The sequence below is a fragment of the Volucribacter psittacicida genome (genome assembly GCF_004339025.1).
In the GTDB taxonomy this organism is placed as follows: Bacteria; Pseudomonadota; Gammaproteobacteria; order Enterobacterales; family Pasteurellaceae; genus Volucribacter; species Volucribacter psittacicida.
This window is the reverse complement of record NZ_SMFT01000002.1, coordinates 321,885-348,429: the sequence shown is the minus strand read 5'-3', so window position 1 is coordinate 348,429 and position 26,545 is coordinate 321,885. Positions and strand designations below refer to the sequence as shown.

At 37.6% G+C, this 26,545-nt stretch carries 25 protein-coding genes; 12 read left to right on the top strand and 13 right to left on the bottom strand.

Translation table 11 applies throughout. From position 1 onward, the window contains the following. Positions 1 to 653: 653 nt before the first annotated feature. Complete coding sequence (gene mutH, locus EV694_RS04950; RefSeq protein WP_132690100.1) at positions 654 to 1,343, top strand: DNA mismatch repair endonuclease MutH; 690 nt, start codon at positions 654 to 656, stop codon at positions 1,341 to 1,343. A gap of 75 nt (positions 1,344 to 1,418) precedes the next feature. Next, positions 1,419 to 2,138, top strand: coding sequence for a TerC family protein (locus EV694_RS04945; protein WP_132690097.1), 720 nt, complete (start codon positions 1,419 to 1,421; stop codon positions 2,136 to 2,138). Positions 2,139 to 2,196: 58 nt separating this feature from the next. Here EV694_RS04945 and fadR read toward each other — a convergent pair whose 3' ends face one another. Then, positions 2,197 to 2,919 carry a fatty acid metabolism transcriptional regulator FadR gene (gene fadR, locus EV694_RS04940; protein WP_132690095.1) on the bottom strand — a complete coding sequence of 241 codons (723 nt, stop codon included), beginning with the start codon at positions 2,917 to 2,919 and terminating at the stop codon, positions 2,197 to 2,199. A 145-nt stretch (positions 2,920 to 3,064) separates the two neighbouring features. Here fadR and nhaB point away from each other — a divergent pair, with 145 nt between their 5' ends. The 3 genes from nhaB (at position 3,065) to arcB (ending at position 7,452) form a co-directional block, all read left to right on the top strand. Beyond that, a complete protein-coding gene (gene nhaB / locus EV694_RS04935) occupies positions 3,065 to 4,606 on the top strand; it encodes a sodium/proton antiporter NhaB (protein WP_132690092.1) in 1,542 nt (513 codons plus the stop codon). A gap of 24 nt (positions 4,607 to 4,630) precedes the next feature. Further along, on the top strand, positions 4,631 to 5,164 hold the full coding sequence (gene dsbB / locus EV694_RS04930; protein ID WP_132690090.1) for a disulfide bond formation protein DsbB: 534 nt from the start codon (positions 4,631 to 4,633) through the stop codon (positions 5,162 to 5,164). 62 nt (positions 5,165 to 5,226) lie between these two features. Beyond that, the gene (gene arcB / locus EV694_RS04925; protein ID WP_132690087.1) at positions 5,227 to 7,452 is read left to right on the top strand and encodes an aerobic respiration two-component sensor histidine kinase ArcB; all 2,226 of its coding nucleotides are present in this window, start codon (positions 5,227 to 5,229) and stop codon (positions 7,450 to 7,452) included. Here the strand turns inward: arcB and EV694_RS04920 are convergent. The 4 genes from EV694_RS04920 to recO are packed head-to-tail and all read right to left on the bottom strand — an operon-like array spanning position 7,449 to position 12,074. After that, on the bottom strand, positions 7,449 to 7,802 hold the full coding sequence (locus EV694_RS04920) for a diacylglycerol kinase (protein WP_132690085.1): 354 nt from the start codon (positions 7,800 to 7,802) through the stop codon (positions 7,449 to 7,451). The two genes, arcB and EV694_RS04920, sit on opposite strands and share 4 nt — an antisense overlap. A 9-nt stretch (positions 7,803 to 7,811) precedes the next feature. After that, positions 7,812 to 10,037, bottom strand: coding sequence for a GTP diphosphokinase (gene relA, locus EV694_RS04915; protein WP_132690082.1), 2,226 nt, complete (start codon positions 10,035 to 10,037; stop codon positions 7,812 to 7,814). Positions 10,038 to 10,046: 9 nt separating this feature from the next. Then, a complete protein-coding gene (gene rlmD, locus EV694_RS04910; protein ID WP_132690079.1) occupies positions 10,047 to 11,357 on the bottom strand; it encodes a 23S rRNA (uracil(1939)-C(5))-methyltransferase RlmD in 1,311 nt (436 codons plus the stop codon). 6 nt (positions 11,358 to 11,363) lie between these two features. Continuing rightward, positions 11,364 to 12,074 carry a DNA repair protein RecO gene (gene recO, locus EV694_RS04905; protein WP_132690076.1) on the bottom strand — a complete coding sequence of 237 codons (711 nt, stop codon included), beginning with the start codon at positions 12,072 to 12,074 and terminating at the stop codon, positions 11,364 to 11,366. Between the two features lie 193 nt (positions 12,075 to 12,267). Here recO and EV694_RS04900 point away from each other — a divergent pair, with 193 nt between their 5' ends. From EV694_RS04900 to EV694_RS04890, 3 genes are all read left to right on the top strand, one after another. Continuing rightward, the gene (locus tag EV694_RS04900; protein ID WP_132690073.1) at positions 12,268 to 13,302 is read left to right on the top strand and encodes a YeeE/YedE family protein; all 1,035 of its coding nucleotides are present in this window, start codon (positions 12,268 to 12,270) and stop codon (positions 13,300 to 13,302) included. Positions 13,303 to 13,321: 19 nt separating this feature from the next. Then, positions 13,322 to 13,543: a sulfurtransferase TusA family protein gene (locus tag EV694_RS04895; RefSeq protein ID WP_132690071.1), complete on the top strand. Its 222-nt coding sequence runs from the start codon at positions 13,322 to 13,324 to the stop codon at positions 13,541 to 13,543. A gap of 70 nt (positions 13,544 to 13,613) precedes the next feature. Next, positions 13,614 to 13,943 (top strand): DMT family transporter, encoded by a 330-nt coding sequence (locus tag EV694_RS04890; RefSeq protein ID WP_132690068.1) that lies wholly within the window; start codon positions 13,614 to 13,616, stop codon positions 13,941 to 13,943. A 304-nt stretch (positions 13,944 to 14,247) separates the two neighbouring features. Here EV694_RS04890 and EV694_RS04885 read toward each other — a convergent pair whose 3' ends face one another. The 3 genes from EV694_RS04885 to EV694_RS04875 all read right to left on the bottom strand — a co-directional run bounded on the left by EV694_RS04885 (position 14,248) and on the right by EV694_RS04875 (position 16,641). Then, entirely contained in the window at positions 14,248 to 15,054 is an 807-nt protein-coding gene (locus EV694_RS04885) for a TatD family hydrolase (protein ID WP_132690065.1), read from the bottom strand. Between the two features lie 133 nt (positions 15,055 to 15,187). Further along, the gene (locus tag EV694_RS04880; protein ID WP_132690062.1) at positions 15,188 to 15,952 is read right to left on the bottom strand and encodes a carbonic anhydrase; all 765 of its coding nucleotides are present in this window, start codon (positions 15,950 to 15,952) and stop codon (positions 15,188 to 15,190) included. Between the two features lie 194 nt (positions 15,953 to 16,146). Further along, positions 16,147 to 16,641: a peptidylprolyl isomerase gene (locus tag EV694_RS04875; RefSeq protein ID WP_132690059.1), complete on the bottom strand. Its 495-nt coding sequence runs from the start codon at positions 16,639 to 16,641 to the stop codon at positions 16,147 to 16,149. A 102-nt stretch (positions 16,642 to 16,743) separates the two neighbouring features. On the opposite strand from EV694_RS04875, the gene cysS reads away from it, so the two are divergent. Beyond that, complete coding sequence (gene cysS, locus EV694_RS04870) at positions 16,744 to 18,123, top strand: cysteine--tRNA ligase (RefSeq protein WP_132690056.1); 1,380 nt, start codon at positions 16,744 to 16,746, stop codon at positions 18,121 to 18,123. 507 nt (positions 18,124 to 18,630) lie between these two features. Here the strand turns inward: cysS and mnmE are convergent. From mnmE to rpmH, 5 genes are all read right to left on the bottom strand, one after another. Further along, positions 18,631 to 19,995 carry a tRNA uridine-5-carboxymethylaminomethyl(34) synthesis GTPase MnmE gene (gene mnmE / locus EV694_RS04865; RefSeq protein WP_132690043.1) on the bottom strand — a complete coding sequence of 455 codons (1,365 nt, stop codon included), beginning with the start codon at positions 19,993 to 19,995 and terminating at the stop codon, positions 18,631 to 18,633. A 109-nt stretch (positions 19,996 to 20,104) separates the two neighbouring features. Continuing rightward, positions 20,105 to 21,721 (bottom strand): membrane protein insertase YidC, encoded by a 1,617-nt coding sequence (yidC, locus tag EV694_RS04860; RefSeq protein ID WP_132690040.1) that lies wholly within the window; start codon positions 21,719 to 21,721, stop codon positions 20,105 to 20,107. Beyond that, complete coding sequence (gene yidD, locus EV694_RS04855) at positions 21,721 to 21,984, bottom strand: membrane protein insertion efficiency factor YidD (protein WP_132690038.1); 264 nt, start codon at positions 21,982 to 21,984, stop codon at positions 21,721 to 21,723. Before yidD ends, yidC begins: the two co-directional genes overlap by 1 nt. Beyond that, entirely contained in the window at positions 21,939 to 22,307 is a 369-nt protein-coding gene (rnpA, locus tag EV694_RS04850; protein WP_132690036.1) for a ribonuclease P protein component, read from the bottom strand. The genes yidD and rnpA overlap by 46 nt, the downstream gene beginning before the upstream one ends. Before the next feature lie 18 nt (positions 22,308 to 22,325). Then, on the bottom strand, positions 22,326 to 22,460 hold the full coding sequence (gene rpmH, locus EV694_RS04845; RefSeq protein ID WP_084255372.1) for a 50S ribosomal protein L34: 135 nt from the start codon (positions 22,458 to 22,460) through the stop codon (positions 22,326 to 22,328). Between the two features lie 396 nt (positions 22,461 to 22,856). Here rpmH and dnaA point away from each other — a divergent pair, with 396 nt between their 5' ends. The 3 genes from dnaA to recF are packed head-to-tail and all read left to right on the top strand — an operon-like array spanning position 22,857 to position 26,415. Then, complete coding sequence (gene dnaA, locus EV694_RS04840; protein WP_243645976.1) at positions 22,857 to 24,221, top strand: chromosomal replication initiator protein DnaA; 1,365 nt, start codon at positions 22,857 to 22,859, stop codon at positions 24,219 to 24,221. Between the two features lie 10 nt (positions 24,222 to 24,231). After that, positions 24,232 to 25,332: a DNA polymerase III subunit beta gene (gene dnaN, locus EV694_RS04835; protein ID WP_132690031.1), complete on the top strand. Its 1,101-nt coding sequence runs from the start codon at positions 24,232 to 24,234 to the stop codon at positions 25,330 to 25,332. A gap of 3 nt (positions 25,333 to 25,335) precedes the next feature. Next, positions 25,336 to 26,415, top strand: a complete 1,080-nt coding sequence (gene recF, locus EV694_RS04830; RefSeq protein WP_132690028.1) for a DNA replication/repair protein RecF — start codon at positions 25,336 to 25,338, stop codon at positions 26,413 to 26,415. Positions 26,416 to 26,545 lie beyond the last annotated feature (130 nt).

Below are 26,545 nucleotides of genomic sequence, written 5' to 3'. Positions count from 1 at the left end.
TATTGGTGTGATGGACAAAATAGTGACTAAAAAGAGTTTGAAATCTTATAGTATCGGTATTATGCAACGGTTGCACAAAACCAAAACACTAACTACATTAACTTAAAGATAAAAAATATGTTCTCTCGTTTTTATAGTCCATTAAATAAAAGAAACTGTATTAGATAAAGCTTTTTTAGGGACGTGTTTATTTACTTACTTACTTCCTTTAAATGAGTAAAGAAAGTAGGTCGCCAACGGCGAAAGCCGTTAGTAATAACGGAGAAATAAAAATGAAAAATCATTCTTAAACCCTCTGTTTTATCTGTGGATAACTTATGAATAAATCCTGAATAAGCCTTGTATTACCCAAATATATCCTATTTTTCCCTTAATTCTGCTGAACAAATCAGATAAAAAAACCAACAAATCTTGCCTTAATCCTAATCACTCTTTTTAAATTTCGCTGTACTTGTGAGTTATTCAGATTTTCTGTGGATAAAATTGTGGTTGAAATAAGGTATAATTTAGAATAACTTTTTAGCCCTATAAACCAAGCAACAAGATCTTATATTTTTCCTTTATTTATCATAGTGATAAATATTCAGTATGAATAAATTCACAGGATCAATATTAAGATCCTAATACAGTGATTATTTATTAAGCAATCCACAATGAAAACACAGATACCCACATCAGAACAAGAATTATTACAACGAGCCTATGATATTGCAGGGCTAACCTTTGCAGAACTTGCCAGTGCCTTAAATATTGCTGTTCCGCCTGATCTTAGACGGGATAAGGGTTGGGTTGGCATATTAATTGAAACTGCACTAGGCGCAAAAGCAGGCAGTAAAGCAGAACAAGATTTTGCTCATTTAGGCATTGAATTAAAAACGATCCCGATCAATCAACAAGGTTTTCCCCTAGAAACGACCTTTGTGAGCCTTGCACCTTTAACCCAAAATATTGGTGTGAATTGGCAAAACTCTCATGTACGCCATAAATTATCCAAAGTATTATGGATCCCCATTGAAGGGGATCGCAGTATTCCCCTTGCTGAACGGCGTATAGGCTGCCCAATCCTATGGCAACCAAGCCCTGAACAAGAGCAACAATTACGCCAAGATTGGGAAGAATTAATGGATTATATTGCCTTAGGCAAGGTGCAACAAATTAATGCAAAATTGGGGGAAGTGTTACAATTACGTCCCAAAGGGGCAAATCGTCGCTCCTTAACCAAAGGCATTGATCAAAATGGGCAAATCATCAATACCCTTCCCCTTGGTTTTTATTTACGCAAAGAGTTTACCTCGCAAATATTGCAAGCCTTTTTAACACAAAATGCCCATAAAAATGGGTAAATCAGTTGCTTTATTATCATAACAAGCTATGATCTCCCTTTTACTTTCTCTTTTATATTTTAAGGATATTTTATTATGTTTGAATGGCTAGCAAGCCCCGAGGCTTGGGTCGCTCTTTTTACCCTAACGGCACTAGAAATTGTGTTAGGTATTGATAACATTATTTTTATTAGTATTTTAGTCAGTCGTTTACCTGAACAAAAACGTCAATCTGCACGCTTAATCGGTTTAAGCCTAGCAATGGTGTTACGTATTCTGCTATTGCTTTCCCTAGCTTGGGTAATGAAACTTACTGCCCCCTTATTTAGTATTATGGGCAACGAAATCTCTGGACGTGATCTTATTCTCTTAATTGGGGGGTTATTCTTAGTCGCAAAAAGTACCCACGAAATTCATCACGCATTAATGCCCGTACAAGATGATGAACAACAAGCCCCTAAGCATGCTAATTTTTTTAGCATTTTGGCACAAATTGCGGTATTGGATATTGTGTTCTCATTAGACTCAGTGATTACCGCCGTAGGTATGGCAAAACATATTGAAGTGATGATCTTAGCCATTATTATTGCGGTAGGGGTAATGATGTTGGCGGCAAAATCCATCAGTGATTTTGTGGAATCACACCCAACCCTAAAAATCTTAGCATTATCTTTCCTTATCCTGATTGGCGTTGCACTATTAGGCGAGGGACTAGATTTCCATATTCCAAAAGGCTATATCTACTTCGCAATGGGCTTCTCTGTGGTAGTAGAAATGATTAATATTAAAATGCGTAAGCATATTACTAAGCCTTAAATATTCCTAATAAACCTAAAACTCGGAGCTTATTTTCTAAATAAGCTCCTTTAGAGTCTTAATCATTAAACTCAGCCGTAATTTCTTGCTGTAATTTTGCCCAGATGATGCCACTGTCTTTACCATATTGGCGAATACAAGGGGCGACTTCATCAATGGCTTGTCGTTGGCAAATATCTTTTAATTGTAGATAAAATTGTTTTGCTAACAAACGGGCTTGTGGATTGGCAAAATAAAATAAAGCCACTCGGCTATAAAGGCTTTTTAGGCTATTTAGAATTAAGCCATAGACAGGGTTGTCAGAGGCAAAAGCCAGTTTACGGAATAAGTCGTAGTCAAATTTTGTGTAGTCTTCGGCATTATCTTGTAATGTTTCTAAGGGTTCAAAGATCTGTAGGCTTTCGGCTTGAGAGAGTTTAAAGGCTTTTTTGATGTAGATGGGCGAAATATTAGTCCGAGCTGATAGTACATTAGCAATTAATGAGGGTAATTTGGTGCCGTCAAGGCGAACTAATACATCAATAATATTTAATCCTGAGGTTTCCCAGATATTATTGACTTTGGTCGGTTTTCCATGTTGGATACTTAGCCAACCATCTCGTGCTAAGCGTTGTAAGACTTCTCGTAATGTGGTGCGAGTAACACCAATTTTTTCTGCTAATTCACGCTCAGCAGGTAAATCAGAGCCTGGGGGGAAATGATTATTCCAAATACTTTTTACAATATATTCTTCTGCTAGCCCAGCGGGGCTTTGTGCTTTTAATAGAGTGTGATTTGTCATATTTTGTGATTAACCTTTGTTGAGTATTTTGATCTAGTTAAATAAATATCGTATTTCTTTCTTTATATAACAAGAAACTATTATCGTTCAAAGTTTTTTATATTACAATCAGAAAACTTCTCTTATCGCATTAAGGAATCCTATAATGGAATACGCGCGAGCCTTATTTAAAAACTTTTTAGGGCAAAGTCCCGATTGGTATAAATATACTATTCTTCTTTTTCTGATTATTAACCCTTTACTGTTCTTTTTTATAAGCCCTTTCTGGGCAGGTTGGGTGCTTGTTGCTGAGTTTATTTTTACGTTAGCTATGGCATTAAAATGTTACCCTTTGCAGCCCGGTGGTTTATTAGCCATTGAGGCGGTGATCATAGGTATGACCACAGCTGAGCACGTTAAGGCTGAAATTATGGCAAATTTTGAAGTGATTTTGCTATTAATGTTTATGGTGGCGGGTATTTATTTTATGAAGCAATTATTGTTGTATTTATTTACAAAATTATTGTTAGGTATTCGCTCAAAAATCATTTTGTCTTTGGCTTTTTGTTTAAGTGCGGCGTTTCTTTCAGCATTTTTAGATGCCTTGACGGTGGTAGCGGTTATTATTAGTGTTGGAATGGGATTTTATGGGGTTTATCATAAGGTGGCTTCAGGCTATCATTTTTCTGATCCGACGGATATTACCAATGACGATAAAATTCTTCATCATCAACAAACCTTAGAGCAATTTCGCCGTTTTCTCCGCAGTTTAATGATGCACGCTAGTGTTGGTACCGCTTTAGGTGGGGTAATGACAATGGTTGGTGAGCCACAAAATTTGATTATTGCGGAACAAGCAGGCTGGCATTTCAAGGAATTTTTCTTTCGTGTTTTGCCCGTCAGTTTACCTGTGTTAATTTGTGGGATTTTAACTTGTGTTGTATTAGAAAAAACACAGTGGTTTGATTATGGGGCAAAATTACCGCGTAAAGTTTGGGCGGTATTAGCAAAATTCGATCGTGCACAAGAGCGTAAAATGATAAAACAGGAAAAAATGAAACTGTTTATGCAAGCCGTTATTGGTGCATGGTTAGTGATCGGGCTTGCTTTTCATCTTGCGGCAGTTGGCTTGATTGGTTTAACCATTATCGTATTTTGTACCGCGGTTTGTGGCGTTACCTCAGAACATGAAGTAGGAAAAGCCTTTCAAGAAGCCTTACCTTTTACCGCGTTATTAGTGATCTTTTTCTCAGTGGTTGCAGTGATTATTGATCAACAATTATTTGCCCCCATTATCCAATTCGTACTATCCGCCAGTGAAAGCACACAGTTAGCCTTATTCTATGTGTTTAATGGCTTATTATCCGCCATTTCAGATAATGTTTTTGTCGGTACAGTTTATATTAATGAGGCAAAAGCGGCTTGGACATCAGGAGCAATTTCTCATCAACAATTTGAATTATTAGCGGTTGCCATTAATACAGGTACAAATTTACCTTCAGTTGCAACCCCTAATGGACAAGCAGCTTTCTTATTCCTCTTAACCTCTTCTTTAGCACCATTGATCCGTTTATCTTACGGAAAAATGGTATTGATGGCATTACCTTATACGATTGTGTTATCCTTAGTGGGTTTATTGTCAGTGGAATTTATTTTACCAAGCCTAACCGCTTTATTTGAAAATATAGGTTTACTGACCTCAATGTAACCTAACAAGACAAAAGGAAAAGTTATGCTGAATACATTAAAAAGTTTATCAACACAACGTTTAGGTTGGTTCTTATTGTTACTCTCCGCATTAGCTTTAGAATTGACCGCACTTTATTTCCAACATGGAATGGCATTACAGCCCTGTGTGTTGTGTATTTATGAACGAGTGGCTTTATTCGGTGTACTGATTGCTGGTATCGTTGGTTTACTTGCCCCACAACGCTTAGTAATACGTTTAATGGCGATTGGTATAGGGTTAGCCAGTGCAATCAAAGGGTTATTCATCGCATTAAAACATGTGGACTATCAAATGAACCCAGCACCTTGGAAACAATGTTCTGTATTTGCTGATTTTCCAGAAACCTTGCCCCTTGATCAATGGTTGCCTTTTATGTTTAAACCTACAGGTTCTTGTAATGAAATCACTTGGACATTTTTAGGGGTAAGTATGGCACAATGGATTGTCGTGATTTTTGCCTTTTACATTGCTCTTTTGGTTCTTGTATTAATCAGTCAATTAAAACGGACACATAAACAACGCCGTTTATTTCATTAATCCTTTTCACCATCCTCTCTTGATAAAACTCAGAGGGGATTTTTATTTTTAGATAATTTATTATGCAAAATGTAAAGCAATTTACCCAACGCTATATTAACTGGGTTATAAAACTTGGGCGATTAAAGTTCTCTTTATTAGGTTTCGTTATCCTAGCAATATTAGCATTAGTGATACAAGGATTAACAAGCTTAATCATTGTCGGGCAGATTTATTGGCAAGATGTTATCCGCTCCATTATTTTTGGTTTATTATCCGCCCCCTTTGTGATCTATTTTTTCACCTTATTAGTGGAAAAATTAGAACATTCTCGTTTGAAATTGGCACAAAGTAACGCCCAATTAAATGAAAACATTCTCGCCTTAAATCAAGCACAACAAGAACTTGAACAAAAAGCCGAATTTTTACGCTCTTTTATTGATGCCTCGCCTGATTTAGTTTTTTACCGTTCCGCACAAGGGCAATTTCTCGGTTGCAACCGTGCAATGGAAACCTTAACAGGAAAAACTGAAGCTGAATTAATCCAAGTCACACCACAACAGATTTTTAATCAAGATGTGGCTCAACGTATTGAACAAATTGATCAAGATATTTTAAACAGCAATCAAGGTGTTACCTATGAACAATGGTTAGAAGATCCTAAAGGCAATCAAACTTGTTTTGAAATTCGTAAAGTGCCTTATTTTGATGCCATGACCAATAGCCATTATATTATGGGATTTGGACGAGATATTACCGAAAGAAAACGTTATTTAGAGGTGATTGAAAAAAATAGTCGTGATAAAACCAACCTAATGGCAACCATTAGCCACGAATTACGCACACCTTTAAATGGTATTGTCGGATTAAGCCAAATTCTACTGGATAGCCAACTTACAGAACAACAACGTAATTATCTCCAAACCATTCATGTAAGTGCGGTCTCTTTAGGCTATATTTTTAGTGACATTATTGATCTTGAAAAATTAGACAGTAGAAGAATTGAAATTTATCACAAAGAAACAGATTTCAACCACTTCTTAAAGGATATTCAAAACATCGCCACCTTTATGGCAGAAAGGAAAAACCTCAAATTTGAGCTACAATGTGATGAACCTTTACCAAGTTGGTTAATGCTTGATGCCACCAGATTAAGCCAAATTTTATGGAATTTAATCAGCAATGCGGTAAAGTTTACCTCACAAGGCAAAATTTGCCTCAAGGTAACATCCTTAGCACAAGAAAAATTACAATTTAGCCTAACCGATACTGGTATTGGTATCGCCCCGCAAGAACTGGATAAAATCTTTATGATGTATTATCAAGTTGAAGATGAACAACATCGCCAAAAAGCCTTAGGCAGTGGCATTGGTTTATCGATTTCTAAACATCTGGCTAAATTAATGGGTGGCGATCTTTGTGTACAAAGTGAAGTAGGCAAAGGCTCAACCTTTACCTTAATAATAAAAGCACAACAAGTTCGCCAACCTTCTTCTCAGGCACAAACACAAATACATTTCCCCTTAAATATCTTGTTAGTGGAAGATATTGAGGTCAATATTATCGTAGCAAAAGCGATGCTAGAAAAATTGGGTTGCCACATTGATGTCGCCATGACAGGACAACAGGCTATTGAAAAATTTACCCAAAATGCTTACGACTTATTACTCCTAGATATTCAATTACCCGATATGACAGGCTTTGATGTAGCCCAACATTTGCGTGAAAAATATCAAGCCGATGAATATGAATATTTACCGCCTTTAATTGCCCTGACAGCTAATGTAATTAACAATAAACAAACCTACCTTGATAAAGGCATGGACGATGTACTTTGTAAACCTTTATCCATAGAAGCATTAACTCATTGTCTATCTGATTATTTTGCGATAGATGAGCAACCTCAAGCAAATCAATCTCAAATGCAAACAGATGATGTTGCCATTCTTGATAAAGAAATGCTAACAGATCTATTTGCTATGCTTGGTAAGGATTTTATCCAACAAAATATCCAATTATTTGAACAAACAATGTCTGACTATCTCAAAGAATTAACGGATTGCTATCAACACTATCGACAAGATCCCCAATACCAAAAGCCGCTCACAGAAATTGCCCACAAAATAAAAGGTGCTTGTGCCGCTATCGGATTAAAACGCCTCCAACAATTAGCCCAACAAGCACAATCAGATGACAATTCTCAATGGACACAATCTATTGGCAACTGGGTTAACCAATTAAACGAATATTGGCAACAAGATGTGAATACACTTAAGCGGTATTTGGGGAGTAGGGATATTTTTAACTAACCAAATAAAATAAGCCCCCAAACCAACAAACAAATAAGCATACAAATAAATACTGAAGCAGAGCCGAGATCTTTGGCTCGTCCTGCTAAGGGGTGATAATTTGGGCTAACTAAATCTACTACGCTTTCAATGGCACTGTTTAATAATTCAGCGACCAGAATAAGTAGTAACGAGCCTATCATGAGAGCCATTTCAATAGGGGTATCAGCTAGCCAGCAGGCGAGAGGAATGCCAATGAGGCAAAGTAATAATTCGTGGCGGAAGGCGGTTTCTTTTAATGCCCATTTTAGCCCTTGTAGTGAATAGCCTGTGGCTTTAATAATATGGGTTAATCCTCGATGTTTTTGCATGAATAATCCTTAGCTGGCTAAGCGTTTTGCTTCAATAACGTCATCTAATTTTGCTAATCTCGCAAGAATTTTACTTAGCATTTGGACGTTATTTAGGCTAATTTCCATATCAATGGTAGCCAGTTGACGCTTTTGATCCGTTCGGCTTGAAATGCCTGCGACACTGACTTTTTCATTGGCTAATACTGTTGTAATATCTCGCAATAAGCCATGGCGATCACTCGCCACAATGCGAATAGTGAGATGGAAAAACTCACTTTTAGAGTTTTCGCCCCAGCAAGATTCCACAATGCGTTCTGGATTTTCTCGTTGTAAATCCGCCAGACGTTCACAATCACTGCGATGAATGGAAATGCCTCGCCCTCGGGTGATATAGCCCACAATGGCATCGCCAGGGATTGGCTGACAGCAGCGGGCGATATGGTGCATAAGATTGCCTACGCCGTCCACGACGACATAGCCTTGTTTCTCCGTTTTTTGTTGGGCATTATTAGCACTTTTGTGGCTAACATGGCGTAAAATTTCTTCGTCCGTTTCTTGGGCAGTAGGTTTAATCAATTTGCTTTGCAGGAAGTGGATTAAATGATTAAGGCGAATATCGCCACTGCCAATGCCCGAAAATAAATCATCCGTTTGTTTGAGGTTATAACGTGGCAGGGCATAGGGTTCAATCTGTTTTAAGGTTAGCCCAATTCTTGCCAGTTCATCTTCTAATAATTCTTTGCCAATAGGGATATTTTTATCTCGGTCTAATTTTTTAAACCAAGCGTGGATTTTAGCTCTGGCTTTGGCGGTATGGGTAAAACCAAGGTTAGGATTGAGCCAATCTCGGCTTGGGTTCGGATTTTTTTGGGTGATGACTTCAATTTGATCGCCCATTTGTAGTTGGTAAGTAAAAGGTACAATGCGTCCTGACACTTTTGCCCCAATACAGCGATGTCCTATTTCACTATGAATAGCATAGGCAAAATCTAATGGCGTAGAGCCTGTGGGTAAATCAATCACTTCGCCTTTTGGCGTGAACACATAAACACGATCATCAAACACTTGGCTACGTAATTCTGCCATCACTTCGCCTGAGTCGGTAATATCATCTTGCCAAGCTAATAATTTGCGTAACCAAGTGATTTTTTCTTCATAGCCAGAGCGTCCGCCTGTGGTGCCTTCTTTGTACTTCCAATGGGCAGCGACCCCTAATTCGGCGTCATCGTGCATTTGTTGGGTACGGATTTGTACTTCAATGGGTTTGCCCCCTTTGCCAAGCACAACGGTATGAATAGATTGATAACCATTTGGTTTCGGATTGGCAACATAATCATCAAATTCTTTGGGTAAATGCTTAAAATGGGTATGTACCACGCCAAGTGCGGTGTAACAATCCTGTAATTTTTGCACAATAATACGCACCGCACGAACATCATAAAGATCGGTAAATTGCAGGTGTTTCTTTTGCATTTTTCGCCAAATGCTATAAATATGTTTCGGGCGACCATAAACTTCCACCTGCTCAAGATTTTGGCTTAAATAACCACTTAATTCTTGCACAAAATCGGCAATATATTGTTCTCGATCTAAACGGCGTTCATGTAATAAATTGGCAATATTGCGATATTGTTCGGGATGCAAATAGCGGAAACAATAATCTTCAAGTTCCCATTTTAATTGCCCAATGCCTAAACGATTGGCTAAAGGGGCATAAATATTGGCACATTCTTTTGCGGCAAGGACACGTTCTTCTTCGCTACAATATTTTTCTGCACCACGTAAAAAGGTAATACGTTCTGCCAGTTTAATAATCACGCAACGAAAATCATCTACCATCGCTAATAACATTCGTCGTACATTATCCACTTGCAATGCACTTGCTGATTGGCTCACATTAAGCTGGCGAATATTATCCATTTCTGCCACGCCTTTGATTAATTTACTGATTTTGCTACCGCAATGTTCTTTAATTTCATCAAGGCTAATCAGTTTACGTTCGTACAATGGAAATAACATGGCGGTCATTAGCGTATCCGCATCCATATTTAAGCCATGTAAAATTTCAAGCATTTCAATGCGATTACGCAAGGATAATAGAGGGGAATTTGTCGCTTGTAATTTTTGTTCAGAATAATGCCAAGTTGCAATCAGTTTATTCGCCAGATCGGCATTGAGTTGTAATGCCTGGCACCAATTTTCAAAAATAAAATCCTTGGGATTAATTAAGTGTGAACCACGAATTGCAACCATATTAATCTCCTATTGTCGTTCAAATAAACTGATACTTTCCAAATGCCCCGTATGGGGGAACATATCAATCATCGCTAATTTAACGAGTTGATAGCCTTTATCCAATAAAATTTTTGTATCTCGTACTAAACTGGCGGGGTTACAAGATACATAAAGAATTTTTTCTGCTTGTAACTCACATAACCCATTAAGAGCGAAATCAGCCCCTGCCCTTGGTGGATCCAGTAAAATCTTATTAAATGTTTGTTTTGCCCAAGGTTGATCCAAAAAAGATTTAGCTAAATCAGTTTGATAGAAGCGAACATTATGGCATTGATTTTGCTCAGCATTGTAACGAGCTTTCGCTACCATTGCTTGCACGCCCTCAATGCCTACCACGCTTGCTACATACTTGCTTAATGGTAAGGTAAAATTTCCCATACCACAAAATAAGTCTAACACATGATCCTGTGCTTGCAATTCCAACCAGTGCAAAGCGGTATTTACCATTTGTTGATTAAGGCAGGCATTGACCTGAATAAAATCCTGCATATCAAATTGGAGTTTGAGATCATTGATCATATACATAGGCATATCACCATACCAGCACATCACATCATGATCAGATTGGACAAATAAATTCAGTTGCTGTTGCTCAGCAAAATGTTGCAATAAGGCTTTATCACGTTTATCCACTTCGCCTAGATGACGCAATAACATACTTACACCATTATCCCCAGCCACCAAATCAATATGCCCAAGTTGCTGTGGCTGTTGCCACTGGCTAAAAAGTGCGGTCAGTTTTGCAATAATTTTATTCAAACGAGGTTCAACCACTTCACAATGAGCAATACTCACAATATGTTGGCTTTGTTTTTGCCGAAAGCCTAATTCAAGTTGTTTACTTTTGGGATTGACTCGTAGGGCTAAACGAATACGGCGACGATATTGCCAAGGCTCGCCCGTAATCATTGGCATAAACTCAATCTGTTTATGCCATTGTGATAATTGACGAAATAGGGCTTGTTCTTTGGCTTGACGTTGCATTGCAATAGGAATATGTTGACTCTGACAGCCACCACAACGTGCATAATAATGGCATTTTGGTTGTTGTCGTTGTGGGCTAGTCTTAAGCCATTTTTGTGCTGTACCGCGTCCATATTGACGCTTATTCTCTAATACAGAAAAATGAACCACTTCTTGTGGCAAAGCGTTTTCAATAAACCAGGTTTTCCCCTCAATTTTTGCCACCCCTAATCCCTGATAATCAAGCCCAATGATCTCGGCTTGCTGTAACGAAGTTGGTTGATGTGCTTTAGTAGGGGAATAAAATAATGCCATAATAATTTATTGATGAGTTTGTCTTTGTTGTAAAAAAAGTTCACGACTTTTCAATGGTTTACCACCTAAATAAGGTTTTAATGCCATACGCGTAAAACGCTTAGCGGCTTTTAATACCTCTACATCATAGAATTGCCGTTGTTCAAAAGCGAGTAATTCACGCCCATAAAAGGTCAAATTATCTTTAATTAACGAAGCAATAAACCCTTTTTCTTCCCGATAACGATAGGTCATATTCTCATCAACAGGCTCGCCGCTGCCTGCACAATGCACGAAATCAACGCCATAACCAAGAGTTTGTAACAGCTGAAATTCAAAATAACGTAACATAGGTTCTACTTGATTAGGCGAGCTTGCTAATCCCATAAGGCATTGCAAATAATCTTGAAAAAGGTGCGGATAAGGGGTTTCTTTTTCCAGCACTCGTGTAATCAATTCATTAATATAAAAACCACTAAAAAGGGCAGTTTGCTCTAAAGGCAGGCTAATAGAAGCAGGTTCGGCTTTGGTTAAAATTTTGAGTTCGCCTTTGCCTGTCCAACGGAGTAATAAGGGTGTAAAAGGTTGTAATACCCCTTTTAAGGGCGAACGTTTAGTCCTTGCTCCTTTAGCAAGAACCGTTAATCGACCGCCGTGTTCCGTAAAAATATCCACCAATAAACTGGTTTCACTATAATTTTTACGATGTAACACAAAACCACGTTGCCAATTTTCGATAGCCCATTCCTCAATAGCAGGTTCAAAGGGGTATTATTTTAACAGAAAATTGGCATTTAGGCGGTCTCTTTTAGATGAAAATGCAATAAATTACATAAAAAAGTTATTACACTTTTTTTCGCGTTTTTTTAATATAGTCGTCCGCTTTAAAATGAAATGGCTATAATAATGCCATTTTTATGGAGAGAGAATAATGATATTTACAGGATTAATTTGTGGCTTATTGCTCGGTTTTATTATGCAACGTGGACGTTTTTGTATTACAGGTGCATTTCGTGATATGTATGTAACAAAAAATAATAAAATGTTCATTGCTTTGCTTATTGCAATTAGTATCCAATCAATAGGTTTATTCATTTTTCATAGCCTTGGTTGGCTTAGTATTCCCGCTGAAAAATTAGCGTTTGGCGCGGTAATTCTAGGCGCATTTATTTTTGGCATTGGAATTATTCTTGCTGGTGGTTGTGCTACAGGGACATGGTACCGAGCAGGAGAAGGGCTTATTGGAAGTTGGGTCGCATTATTCACTTATATGTTATTCAGTGCCATGATGCGAACTGGTCCATTAGGTGGGATAAACCATTACTTGCGTAATCAAACTATTGAACATACCACCATTTATGAAACTTTCGGTATTTCGCCTTGGTTACTCGTGGCTTTACTAAGTGCGGTAACAATATGGTTGGTATTTAATCAATTACGCAAACCTAAAGCAAAACTGGCACAATTAAAAGCTAAGAAAACGGGGTTAGCACATATCTTATTTGAAAAACGCTGGGATCCGTTTGTTACTGCAATTTTAATCGGATTAGTGGCATTATTAGCTTGGCCATTAAGCATAGCCACCGGCCGTCAATTTGGCTTAGGTATTACTGGCCCATCGGCCAATTTGATACAATATTTTATTACTGCAGATACCGCATTTATTAACTGGGGTGTTTTCTTAGTATTAGGTATTTTACTTGGCTCATTTATCGCAGCTAAAGGCAGTAATGAATTCCGTTTTCGTGTGCCAGATACCACCACAATGTTGCGTAGTGCCGCAGGTGGGGTACTCATGGGAATAGGGGCTTCTTTAGCTGGAGGCTGTTCTATTGGTAATGGATTAGTTGAAACCGCCTTTTTTTCGTGGCAAGGTTGGATCGCTTTACCAATGATGATATTAGGTACTTGGGTTGCGGCTTATTTCACAATAATCCGCCCACAACGTAAAGCATTAACATCATAATAAAATGTAAGGAGAATTTATGTTAGTGACATTAGAAACCAATGGGTTAGTTTGTCCTTTCCCTTTAGTCGAAGCAAAACAAGCTATGGCAAAATTAAATAAAGGCGATGGATTAATCATTAATTTTGATTGTTCACAAGCCACAGAAAGTATTCCAAACTGGGCAGCAGAAGAAGGCTATGAAGTGACTAACTTTGAACAAATTGGGGATGCTTCTTGGACTATTACTGTGGTAAAATAACAAACTAACTTGAAGATAAAGTGCGGTATCAATTTACCGTACTTTTTTATTTTTACGGAGTAATAAATTAATGACTTGGCTGTTGTTAAGTTTATCTATAATGATTGAAGTCTGTGCTACCAGTTTACTTAATGCAAGTGCAGGGTTTAGCAAACCTCTACCGACTTTTGGTGCATTGCTCTTATACGCACTTTCCTTTTATCTTGCAGCTAAAGTAATGACGGTGTTACCTGTAGGAATTGTCTATGCAATTTGGTCAGGTATGGGTATTGTCTTAATTTCTGCGGTAGGTATGGTATTATTTAAACAACGTCTTGATATCGCTGCGATTTTAGGTATAGGACTAATAATTAGTGGTGTATTAGTAATTAATTTATTTTCTAAAACTACTTTGCATTGATTTAATCTTAAATAGGAATATTCTCAATTTTGCAATACATTATCACTTATGATTCCATTTTAAACATTTTTAGTGTAATGGAAAAATGGTTACTAAAAAGTGATTTATTATCAAATATATTTAAATACATCAAGATCATTTGAATGAACGTTCAAATAAATGCAATGAAAAAGGTTATTTTCCTTATAAATATAAAAAGTTAAGCAGAAAGTGTAATATTATTTTTATAAAGAATTTTTTAAACAAAACGAGTTAGTAAGTAATATAGAAATAATTAAATTCCATATTTTTGTCCATTACACTTTTATTTTTCAATAGCAAACAACCCACAACTTTGCTGCCAAATAACCTCTGCAATATGTTGTGCGGGTTCTTTTCTTAACTGACATAGCACCTCAAAAATTTGCCTAATGCGTTCAGGGCGGTTAGGTTGTCCTTGAAAACCAAAAACAGGCATATCTGGGCTATCAGTTTCCAATAACAAACTCTCTAAGGGTAATTTTGTAATGGTTTGGCGAGTTTTATTTGCACGTTGGTAAGTAATAGTACCCCCAACACCAATTTTATAACCTAAATCAACAAAACGTTTCGCTTGTTGGTAACTACCTGCAAAGCCATGGATAACACCTGTAACCGTTAAATCTGCTCGCTTTAAAAAGGGAACGAGCTGTTCATGGGCTTTGCGAGAATGAATATTGACAGGCAACGCATAATGTTTAGCAAGTTGTAATTGATTTTCCAATAACTCACATTGCTTACGCCAATGTTGGGGTGTGATTAATTCGGGTATCGCGCGTTCTAAACCAATTTCACCAATGGCAGTGCAACCTTTTGGGCGTTGTGCCAGTAATTGTGCTAATTGTTGCAAATGTTCTGGCTGATGTTGTAAAAGATGTAAGGGGTGTAAACCTAAGGCATAAACCAGTTGTTGTGGATAAAGTGCGGTCATTTTTTCAATTTTTTTGAAATCTTTTGCCATTACCGCCACAATTAATATTTTTTCTACCGAATGTTGCTGGGCATTATGCAGTAATTCCGCTAAAGGGCATTGTGTTTGCTGTTCAACGTAATCTAAATGGTTATGTGTATCAAAAAATTTTAGTTGTTGCACTCTGTGATCTACCTAAATATCGTCGTTTTAAAATAAAACAAGGCGGTACAGTACATATAGTACAGTGAATAGTGTTATTTTAAAGTGGAACGATTATAAATGCCAATATCTTAGATATTGGCATCATTTGTGATTATTCTTGAATAATAAAACGTGAATTTAATGGTTGTAATGGACGATTATTTTTTCCCATAACATTGGCTAACCAATCAATTTGGCTTTGGCTTGCTTCAATAGGCTGTTGCATAATAATCCAATTCACGCCTTCAGTACAAGGAGGGGTTGTCAGTGAACCTGTTAAGCGGAAATGTTTAGGATTTTTAGGCATTAATTTTGCGAGATCAACCTCTTGCGTAACAGAATGTTTTTCTCCTATAGGTAAGGTTTGTTGCTCTAATTTCGCTAATTCTGAATTTGCTTTACCTAGAGTGAAAAATACAGCAATAACAGCTAATTGTCCTTCTTCATTTTGATAAACAAAATGGGCTTCTAAAGGAAAATGTTTTTGCTTAAAAGTATGTTCACTTGGCGTATGAAAATGAAATTGTTGTAGGGCAAAGGGCGTTTGTTTAATCCATAACTGGTTATTTGCTGTTATTGGCGTTGCCTGAATACTATGTCCATTATTTTCTAATTTCACCTGTGTTTTTGCTGTATGTAATTTGATTGTATGAGAATGTGTTTCAATACTTTCAGAAACATCCACAGGAGATTGATTTTTACCTAGTTTACAAACTTGATATTCAGTTGCTAATTCTCCCCAATGAGCAGGATCTTCATTTCCCACATAAGACCAGTGATGATGGTGAAGATTTGCGTTTTGATCATGGTGATGTTGTTGGCTACAACCTAAAAGAATAGCGGAAAAAATGCTAATTATCCCTATGTTTTTCATCATAATTACCTCTTTATATTATGAAAATAATGTATAACTCCAAATATAGTCATTCTTTTGTAAATCAGAACCACTATACATTGGTAATTATAAAAGAAAACAAATTTTGTTTTATAGAATAAAAACGGATAATACTAGGATAAAAAACAAACAAAAAGGGCGTAATAACGCCCTTCTTTTGCTAAAATTGATGGTTATTATTCATCTACAGAAACAGAAGTAATAATCACTTCTTCTTTTGGTACATCTTGATGGAAGCCATAGTTACCTGTTTTCACTTTACTGATTTTATCCACGATATCCATACCGTCCACAACTTCACCAAATACACAATATCCCCAACCTTGCATAGACTCTGATTTAAAATCTAAAAAATCATTGTCAACGGTATTGATGAAAAACTGAGCCGTTGCAGAATGTGGATCCGCAGTACGAGCCATAGCAATAGTGCCACGCTTATTACTTAATCCATTATTGGCTTCATTTTGAATGGGTTGATTGGTTGCTTTTTCTTGCATACCCACTTCTAAACCACCGCCTTGAATCATAAAACCATCAATAACACGATGGAAAATTGTGTTATTATAAAAGCCATTTTTGCAGTAATTTAAAAAATTCTCTGCCGTTTTAGGTGCTTTTTCATGATTCAATGCAATTTTAATGTCACCAAAATTTGTATGTAATGTAACCATTTTTTCAATCCTATTTAGAAAATGAAGTTATCATTATTTCATAAATTAGAAAAAAGTGCTATAAAATGTGAAGAATAATTTTACTTATCATTGGAAAATTTTATGCTAAAAATATTTAATACCCTCACTCGAGAAAAAGAAATTTTCAAACCTATTCATCAGAATAAAGTAGGTATGTATGTTTGTGGGGTAACCGTTTATGATCTTTGCCATTTTGGGCATGGTCGGACTTTTGTTTCTTTTGATGTTATTACTCGTTACCTACGCTATCTTGGTTACGATCTTACCTATGTTCGTAATATTACTGATGTGGACGATAAAATTATTAAACGAGCGTTAGAAAATAACGAAACCTGCGAACAATTAGTAGAACGAATGATTAACGAAATGCATCGTGACTTTGATGCACTTAATATTCAACGTCCTGATATTGAACCGAGAGCAACACATAATATTGCTGAAATTATTGCAATGGTAGAAAAACTGATCGCCAAAGGGCATGCTTATGTGGCAGAAGATGGCGATGTGATGTTTAATGTCCCTAGCTTTGAACAATATGGTGCATTATCTCGCCAAAATCTACAACAACTGCAAGCGGGAGCAAGGGTTGAAATAAAATCTATCAAACATAATCCAATGGATTTTGTGTTATGGAAAATGTCAAAACCGAATGAACCAAGCTGGGATTCGCCTTGGGGAAAAGGTCGCCCTGGTTGGCATATAGAATGTTCTGCAATGAACCAAAAAACCTTAGGGGAACATTTTGATATTCATGGCGGCGGCTCTGACTTGATGTTTCCACACCACGAAAATGAAATTGCACAATCCTGCTGTGCAAATGGGCATGATTATGTTAATTATTGGCTACATACAGGTATGTTGACCATTGATAAAGAAAAAATGTCTAAATCGTTGGGCAATTTTTTCACCATTCGTACTATGCTTGAACAATACGATGCGGAAAGTTTACGTTATTTCTTTCTAACAGCGCATTATCGTTCACTGCTCAATTATGATTTAGAAGCACTCAACAATGCTCGTCAAGCCCTAGAACGGCTTTATACCGCTTTACGTGGCACAAATCCACAAACTGCACCAATGGGCGGCGAACAATATGTTGAAGCATTTCAACACGCCATGAATGATGATTTTAATACCCCTTCTGCCTTGGCAGTATTATTTGATATGGCACGTGAACTCAATAAATTAAAAATTGAAGATCAACACAAAGCCGATCAACTGGCAGCAAGATTACGTGAATTAGCTGGCGTATTGGGTCTTTTATACCAAGATCCAGAACAATTTCTACAGGCAGGTGCAAATCAAGATGATATTGTGCTTATTGAGCAACTTATTGAACAACGCAACACTGCTCGTGCTAATAAAGATTGGGCAATCGCCGACCAAGCTCGTGATAAACTTACCAAAATGGGGATTATTTTAGAAGATAGTGCAAATGGCACAACTTGGCGGAGAGCTTAATCAATTTAAGATGGTACGCCAAATACAGTACAAATAGTAGGGCAAGGCGTACCAACGCTGTATTATTTAAAGTGGAACAGCTATAATTTCTTTCCAGCTAGAAATTATGCTTTTTATTAACTTTCTTATCGCTATTGCTAAAAGATAAAAATGGTACTTTGGATAGGGTATTGAATATCTCTTTTAATAATCTATGATAACTATCGCAAGTAATTAATTGAATTATATAGCCTTTCCTCCCTTAATTTATTTAAACCATAGGTTATCTTAGATAACTAAAATAAATTACCTTTAACTAGTTGTTTTAAAATGTAAATTTAATACTTTATGTTACTGTGAGTAATGCTGAAATGAGTAAATAGTGAGTTTGTCAGTTATCTAATACAGCCCCAAAATAATTAGACTCCACACCTTTATCCATTACACCATAATACAATGTTAGCACGCCTTTATGTATTTGGCGTGCCAACTTGTCTTTATTTTAAATTGAAATGACAATAAAACGGATTATTTACCAATACAAAATGAACTAAAAATATGGGTAAGTAAATCATCAGAGGTAAATTGTCCAGTGATTTCACTTAATTGTAACTGTGCCAATCTAAGTTCTTCCGCCAGTAATTCCCCAGCAAAATATTGGGTAAGCTGGATATGCCCTTGTGCTAAATGTTGAGCGGCTTTATTGAGCGCCTCTAAATGGCGGCGGCGAGCTAAGAATCCCCCTTCTGTACCCGATTGATAGCCCATCGCTTGTTTTAAATGCTCGCGTAATAGATCGACACCATATTGTGTTTTTGCCGATAGTTGAATCACCGTATAGTCTTGTTGCTGCTGAATACCTTCGGTTTCGCCTGTGAGATCAACTTTATTACGAATAATGGTCACAGGAATATGGGGAGGTAATTTTTGTAAAAATTCTGACCGCACTTTTTCCATATTTTGGTTATCAGGTGCTGTGCTGTCTAACATTAATAAAATCATATCCGCTTGTTTGATTTCATTCCAAGCACGATGAATACCGATTTTTTCTACTTCATCGGTGGCATCCCGTAGCCCTGCGGTATCAATAATATGTAAAGGCATACCGTCAATATGAATATGTTCTCGCAAAATATCACGGGTGGTGCCAGCAATATCGGTAACAATCGCTGCTTCACGCCCAGCTAAGGCATTCAATAAACTGGATTTTCCGGCATTAGGTCGCCCAGCAATGACTACTTTCATTCCTTCCCGTAAAAGTGAACCTTGTTTCGCCTCTTGTTGAACTTGGTTAAGTTGCTGGATAATTTGTTGTAAATGCCCTTCAATTTTGCCGTCAGCAAGAAAATCAATCTCTTCATCGGGAAAATCAATGGCAGCCTCCACATAGGTGCGTAAATAAATGAGCTGATCCACTAATTGGTTGATTTTATGTGAAAATTCCCCTTGGAGCGACTTTAAGGCAGAACGTGCCGCCTGTTCTGAACTGGCATCAATGAGATCGGCAATGGCTTCTGCTTGGGCAAGATCCAATTTATCATTTAAGAAAGCCTGTTCAGAAAACTCACCTGGGCGAGCAAGACGAATATGATCAAGCTGTAAAATACGTTTTAGTAATAAATCCAATACCACTTGTCCGCCATGCCCTTGTAATTCCAACACATCTTCGCCGGTAAACGAATGAGGGGCTTTAAAATAAAGGGCAATGCCTTGATCAAGGATCGTGCCATCGGCGTCTTTAAAGGGTAAATAATCTGCCATTCTTGGCTTTGGGCATTTACCTAATACGGCTTGTGCCACATTGCTTGCTTGTGGGCCTGATACCCTTAATATGCCAATTCCACCACGCCCAATGGCTGTGGCTTGGGCGACAATCGTTTCTTTTTGTTGCATAAAATTTTCCTAAAATAGACCGCACTTGCTTAGAAGTGCGGTACGTTTTGACTTTATTTTATCGCTGTTCCACTATAAATAAAAAAGCGTCAGAGGACGCTTTTTTATATTATTTTTTGGCTCTTGAATGTAAGCCTTTTTTCTCTAATCCTCGATAAATTAATTGCTGTTGAGCAATGGTAATCAAGTTAGAGGCTAGCCAGTATAAAACCAGTCCTGAAGGGAACCAGAGAAAGAACACAGTAAATACTAACGGCATAAAGTTCATAATCCGTTGTTGCATCGGATCAGCCATAGGTGTTGGCGATAATTTTTGCAACAGGAACATTGAGCCACCCATTAAGATTGGCAAAATATAATAAGGATCAGGTGCCGATAAATCTTGAATCCAGCCAAAGAATGGGGCGTGGCGTAATTCTACCGCTTCCATAAACATCCAATACAAGGCAATGAAAATTGGCATTTGTAGTAGGATAGGTAAGCAGCCGCCTAATGGATTGACTTTTTCTTCTTTATAAAGTTTCATCATTTCTTGGCTCATACGTTGGCGATCATCGCCAAAACGCTCACGCATTTCTTGCAATTTTGGTTGCAACATACGCATTTTTGCCATAGAGGTATATTGTGCTTTGGTTAATGGATAAAGAATGGCTTTAACCACTAAGGTAACCCCGATAATCGCTAGACCCCAGTTTTTTACAATACTCTGAATGAGTTCAAGGAGCATAAACAAAGGTTTAGAAATAAACCAAGCCCAGCCATAATCAACGGTTAAATCAAGGTTCTTAGCCACATTTTCCATATCATTTTGTAGCTTAGGCCCTGTCCATAATTGGCTACTGATGGTTTGTGTTGTGCCAGCAGGGATAACAGTAATCGGCCCACGATAACCAATAAAGCCTAATCCATTGGCAGTACGGCTATAAAGCTGATTTTCTGCATCTTGATTTGGGATCCAAGCGGAAACGAAATAATGTTGTAAGACCGCAACCCAACCTGCTTTGGTATCAACGGATAAATTGGCTTTTTCCATATCTTCAAAGCTGTATTTTTTATAATTGGTGTCTGATGAGGAATATGCTCCCCCCGTATAGGTTGGCATAGCAATATTGCCTGAGCTGTCCACTAATTTATGTTTGAGCTGTCCGTATGGTTGAACTTCAATGGCGTTGGCACTGTTATTTTGAATATCAAAATTAACCTCTACATTATAAGCATTTGGCTTGAGAATAAAGGTTTTGCGGTAAATTACGCCATTTTTTTCTAAGGTTAATGGTACAACTAATTGTTGTTCACCTGGTGCAAGTCTAAAGCTATCGCCATCAACTTGATAATTAGCACGTCCTGCCTGACTGTCAATGCCATCTTTACCAATCAAGCCACTTTGTGCAACATAAATATGCGCGGGATCATTTTGTAATAACACAAAAGGTTGATGAGAGTTTAAGGTTTCATCGTATTTTAATAACTCAGATTCCACTATATCTCCACCTAAGGTATCCACTTTTAAACGAAAGACATCGTTTTCAAGGGTAATAATACGCCCAGTTGCTTGGCTATCCACGGTCATTGTGGTATTGCTTGATGAAGGTGTTTCAGAAAATGCTGTTGTTTGTTGTTCTGTGGTAGCAGGTTTTGGCGAATGATAATCCATTTGCCATTGCTGATACACAAGAAAAGATACAAACAGGAGAGCGATAACTAATAAACTGCGTCTTGAATCCATTATTGTTTCTCTTTATTTGTTATAGATTGACGAGGTGGAACGGGATCATATCCTCCCTCACTTAAAGGATGACATTTTAATACACGCTTAAACGTAAGCCAACTACCTTTTAATACACCGTGAGTTTTTAATGCTTCAATACCATATTGAGAACAAGTGGGCGTAAAACGGCAACGTGGTCCAAGTAAAGGACTGATTGTGAGTTGATATAGCCGAATTAACGCAATAAAGATTTTTGTGCCAAACGAATATGTCTTCGCCATAACTTGTCTAATAATTGGTTTAAACTCTGATTATCCAGATTACCAATGCCTTTTTTACTAATGATAACGAAATCACAAGCTGGGAGCTGATGTTGCTTCAAGCGAAAACTTTCACGACAAACTCGTTTAATACGATTACGATCATGGGCTTTTTTGACATATTTTTTTGCTACGGTTAAACCTAGTCGAGGGATTTGAAGTTGATTAGGACGAGCAAGAATGGTAATTTCAGGCGAACTCGCTTTAAGCGGTTCTTGGAAAACAGATTTAAATTGAAGAGGAGTTACTAAACGTAACTCCCTAGAAAAATTAAACTTAATCACGGGCTAGGCGGATTAAGACTATGCACTTAAACGTTTACGACCTTTAGCACGACGACGAGCTAATACTTGACGGCCGTTTTTGGTTGCCATACGAGCACGAAAACCGTGAGTACGGCTACGTTTTAATACTGATGGTTGAAATGTACGTTTCATAATGTTCTACTCACTTAATTGAATTTGTTCTAAAAAACAAGGTTACAGTAATAAAATGAAGAACGGAATTTTAATCATAATTCCTAAGTTCGTCAAATCAGAATCGTTAAAATCTTGGCAAATAAAGTAAAACCTAGGGGTTTCGTTTATTTTTTCGCCTATTTGTTGTTAAGAATAACGGCAGAATTATACGGATTTATCATAAAATCTCAAGCCACCTTTTTTAGTTTTTTTATGATTTGGTTAAAGATCTTTTATTGTCTTTATTGTAGAATGAGTGGCTAAAAATAAAAAAGACAACAAATTTGGTGGTTTCAATTTAAAATAACACAAGCGGTGTTAATACCGAATTATTTTAAGCAGGAACGACTTATAGAAAGATAACGGAGCTAGATAGTGTCTGCTTTATGGCAAGATTGCCTTTCCCAATTACAAGATCAGGTTTCATCAACAGATTTTAGTACATGGTTACGTCCCTTACAGGCGGATGTGAGTGGTAATACCTTAACCCTCTATGCCTCTAACCGTTTTGTGCGAGATTGGGTACAGAACCATTATTTGGCGAAAATTACGGAAATTATTCGCTTTCTCAGCCAAAATGCCGAGTTTAGTGTAAAATTGCAAGAGGGAATAAAACCTCTTAAGCAGCCAGAACAGCCTATGGATGAGCTGGCGTCAAAAGCGCAAAGGGAACAAAAGGCAAACCATGAGATTGAAACTGAAAAAAATGCGGTTTTTCGTTCTAATCTCAACCCTAAACACGTTTTTGAAAACTTCGTTGAGGGGAAATCCAACCAATTAGCACGTGCAGTGGCACAAAAAGTGGCAGATAATCCTGGCGAACCAACGGCAAATCCACTGTTCTTATACGGTGGCACAGGATTAGGTAAAACCCATTTATTGCATGCTATCGGTAACGGTATTTTGGCAAATAATCAACAGGCTAGAGTCGTTTATATTCATTCTGAGCGTTTTGTGCAAGAAATGGTGAAAGCCTTACGCAATGAAACCATAGAGAAATTTAAGCGATTTTATCGTTCATTGGACGTGTTATTAATTGATGATATTCAATTTTTTGCGGAGAAAAAAGGCACACAAGAAGAGTTTTTCCATACCTTTAATACCTTATTTGAAGGGGGAAAACAAATTATCCTTGCTTCCGATCGCTTTCCTAAAGAAATAGACAAAATTGAAGAACGGTTAAAATCTCGTTTTGGTTGGGGATTAAGCATTCCCATTGATCCCCCAGAGCTTGAAACACGCGTTGCGATTTTATTGAAAAAAGCGGAAGAGAAAAATATTGATTTACCCCAAGAAGTCGCCTTTTTTATTGGACAAAAATTGCGTGCTAATGTGCGAGAATTAGAGGGAGCATTAAATAGAATTAGTGCCACCGCGGATTTTACCGGTAAAAAAATTGATATTGATTTTGCTCGAGAGTCTTTGAAGGATATGATTGCGGTACAAGATCGCCTTGTGACCATTGAGAATATTCAAAAAGTGGTGGCAGAATATTATCGTATTAAAGTGTCAGATTTAAAAGGTAAGGTGCGAACCAAATCCATTGCTCACCCTCGTCAAATGGCGATGGCATTGGCGAAAGAATTAACCAACCGTAGCTTGCCTGAAATTGGTAAAGCCTTTGGTGATCGTGATCATACAACCGTATTGCACGCCTGTAAAACAGTGGCACAAAGACGCAAAGATGATACCAGTGTACAAGAAGATTTTTCTAATTTGATCCGAACATTATCCTCATAAGGAACAAACTATGCAGTTTATCATTTCAAGAGAAAATTTGTTAAAACCGTTACAACAAGTTTGTGGCGTATTAAGTGGGCGACCGAATATTCCTGTGCTTAACAATGTTTTACTGCAAGTGGAAGGTGAAAGGTTAATCATTACTGGCACAGACTTAGAAGTAGAGCTCTCCACCCAAGCACAGTTAATGTCTAGCTCAGCAAATCAAAATATTACAATGCCTGCCAAAAAATTATTGGATATTTGTAAAAGCCTGCCTGAGCAATCAGAAATTCAAGTTTTACTTGAAGAAGATCGTGCCATTGTTCGCTCTGGACGGAGTAAGTTTACCTTAACCACATTACCAGCGGAAGAATATCCTAATCTAGCTGCTTGGCAATCAGAAGTGGCGTTTTCATTGCCACAAAGCACCTTACGCCGCTTAATTGAAGCCACGCAATTTTCTATGGCAAACCAAGATGCTCGCTATTTTCTTAATGGTATGAAATTTGAAACAGAAGGCAATTTATTACGCACTGTGGCAACCGATGGACATCGCCTTGCGGTTTGTACCATTGCCTTAGAGCAAGATTTACAAACCCATTCTGTTATTGTTCCGCGTAAAGGCGTTATTGAATTAATGCGCTTATTAGAACATAACGACCAAGAGGTTCAGCTACAAATTGGCACCAATAATATTCGTGTTCAATTACCAAACATTATCTTTACCTCAAAATTAATTGATGGTCGTTTTCCTGATTACCGTCGAGTCTTACCACGCAACGCCAACCGTATCCTTGAGGCTAACTGGGATTTACTCAAACAAGCCTTTTCACGCGCGGCAATTCTTTCTAATGAGCGAGTGCGTAGTGTCCGCTTACAATTAAACCAAAACCAATTAACCATTACCGCCTCTAACCCAGAACAAGAAGTGGCAGAAGAAATTATTGATGTAGCTTATACGGGCGAAGAAATGGAAGTGGGCTTTAATGTTACCTACATTTTAGATGTACTCAATGCGTTAAAGTGCAATCAAGTCCGTATGCGTCTAACTGATTCATCTTCAAGCTGTCTTATTGAAGATTGCGAAGATGCCAGTGCAGAATACGTGATTATGCCAATGCGTTTATAATTTATGGCACTTTCTCGTTTATTGATTGAGAATTTTAGAAATCTTGCAGCCGTTGATCTTGAATTAGATCACGGCTTTAACTTTTTGGTTGGCAATAATGGCAGTGGCAAAACCAGCCTACTTGAAGCGATTTTTTATTTAGGACATGGACGCTCATTTAAAAGTGCGGTCAGTAATCGAATAATTTCTTATGATCAACCGCACTTTATCCTACATGGTAAAATACAAGAACATCAGCATCAATGGTCAGTCGGGTTACAAAAATTAAGACAAGGCAATAGTATCGTCAAAATTAACGGTGAAGATGGTAATAAAATTTCTGATCTTGCTCACCTACTACCAATGCAAATCATTACCCCAGAAGGCTTAAATCTACTTAATGGCGGACCAAGTTACCGCCGAGCTTTTTTAGACTGGGGATTATTTCATCATCAACCCGCCTTTCATCGAGCTTGGGCAAGTTTACACCGCTTACTTAAACAGCGTAATGCCGCACTAGCACAAGCTCAATATTATGAAGAACTAAAAATTTGGGATAATGAATTAGCAAAATTGGCATATCAAGTCAGCCAATGGCGAGCAGAATATGCCGAAGCTCTACGCCCAGAAATAGAACAAACCTGCCAATTATTTCTCCCCGAATTGGAAATCAGCGTCAGCTTTTACCAAGGTTGGGATAAAGACAGTGATTATAGCCAATTACTCGCCCAAAACTTTATGCGTGATAAAGCGGTAGGCTACACTATGTCGGGGCCACAAAAAGCCGATTTCCGCTTTAAAGCCAACGGATTGCCCGTAGAAGACGTATTATCTCGAGGACAATTAAAATTATTAATGTGTGCCTTACGTCTGGCACAAGGGGAGAATTTAATGCAACAAAAAAACCGCCATTGCATTTTCCTCATTGATGATTTTGCCTCAGAACTTGACGAAAACAAGCGAGGATTATTAGCTGAACGACTACAAGCCAGCCAATCACAAGTCTTTATTAGTGCGATTACCAATGAACAACTCGCCAAAATGCAAGGACAACATCACCGCACTTTTCGTTTGGTTGAGGGGAGAGTGGAAGCAACCGAATAGATAGGCGTAATGAACAAAATGGTTGTTAATTATTTTTCATAATATTTAATATTCGTTAATGCGCTCTTAAGTCTTTATGTTTATTAGGTTAAAGCTTTGTATAGTCGTTCCACTTGAAATGATACATCGT

Bases quoted from the DNA above. Each gene is read 5' to 3' on its own strand.
- rpmH (WP_084255372.1), bottom strand. From the start codon at position 22,460: ATGAAACGTACATTTCAACCATCAGTATTAAAACGTAGCCGTACTCAC.
- dnaN (WP_132690031.1), top strand. From the start codon at position 24,232: ATGCAGTTTATCATTTCAAGAGAAAATTTGTTAAAACCGTTACAACAA.
- arcB (WP_132690087.1), top strand. From the start codon at position 5,227: ATGCAAAATGTAAAGCAATTTACCCAACGCTATATTAACTGGGTTATA.
- EV694_RS04890 (WP_132690068.1), top strand. From the start codon at position 13,614: ATGACTTGGCTGTTGTTAAGTTTATCTATAATGATTGAAGTCTGTGCT.
- mutH (WP_132690100.1), top strand. From the start codon at position 654: ATGAAAACACAGATACCCACATCAGAACAAGAATTATTACAACGAGCC.
- dsbB (WP_132690090.1), top strand. From the start codon at position 4,631: ATGCTGAATACATTAAAAAGTTTATCAACACAACGTTTAGGTTGGTTC.
- fadR (WP_132690095.1), bottom strand. From the start codon at position 2,919: ATGACAAATCACACTCTATTAAAAGCACAAAGCCCCGCTGGGCTAGCA.
- nhaB (WP_132690092.1), top strand. From the start codon at position 3,065: ATGGAATACGCGCGAGCCTTATTTAAAAACTTTTTAGGGCAAAGTCCC.
- recF (WP_132690028.1), top strand. From the start codon at position 25,336: ATGGCACTTTCTCGTTTATTGATTGAGAATTTTAGAAATCTTGCAGCC.
- rlmD (WP_132690079.1), bottom strand. From the start codon at position 11,357: ATGGCATTATTTTATTCCCCTACTAAAGCACATCAACCAACTTCGTTA.
- yidC (WP_132690040.1), bottom strand. From the start codon at position 21,721: ATGGATTCAAGACGCAGTTTATTAGTTATCGCTCTCCTGTTTGTATCT.
- EV694_RS04895 (WP_132690071.1), top strand. From the start codon at position 13,322: ATGTTAGTGACATTAGAAACCAATGGGTTAGTTTGTCCTTTCCCTTTA.
- EV694_RS04945 (WP_132690097.1), top strand. From the start codon at position 1,419: ATGTTTGAATGGCTAGCAAGCCCCGAGGCTTGGGTCGCTCTTTTTACC.
- EV694_RS04875 (WP_132690059.1), bottom strand. From the start codon at position 16,641: ATGGTTACATTACATACAAATTTTGGTGACATTAAAATTGCATTGAAT.
- mnmE (WP_132690043.1), bottom strand. From the start codon at position 19,995: ATGCAACAAAAAGAAACGATTGTCGCCCAAGCCACAGCCATTGGGCGT.
- cysS (WP_132690056.1), top strand. From the start codon at position 16,744: ATGCTAAAAATATTTAATACCCTCACTCGAGAAAAAGAAATTTTCAAA.
- relA (WP_132690082.1), bottom strand. From the start codon at position 10,037: ATGGTTGCAATTCGTGGTTCACACTTAATTAATCCCAAGGATTTTATT.
- EV694_RS04920 (WP_132690085.1), bottom strand. From the start codon at position 7,802: ATGCAAAAACATCGAGGATTAACCCATATTATTAAAGCCACAGGCTAT.
- EV694_RS04900 (WP_132690073.1), top strand. From the start codon at position 12,268: ATGATATTTACAGGATTAATTTGTGGCTTATTGCTCGGTTTTATTATG.
- EV694_RS04880 (WP_132690062.1), bottom strand. From the start codon at position 15,952: ATGATGAAAAACATAGGGATAATTAGCATTTTTTCCGCTATTCTTTTA.
- yidD (WP_132690038.1), bottom strand. From the start codon at position 21,984: ATGGCGAAGACATATTCGTTTGGCACAAAAATCTTTATTGCGTTAATT.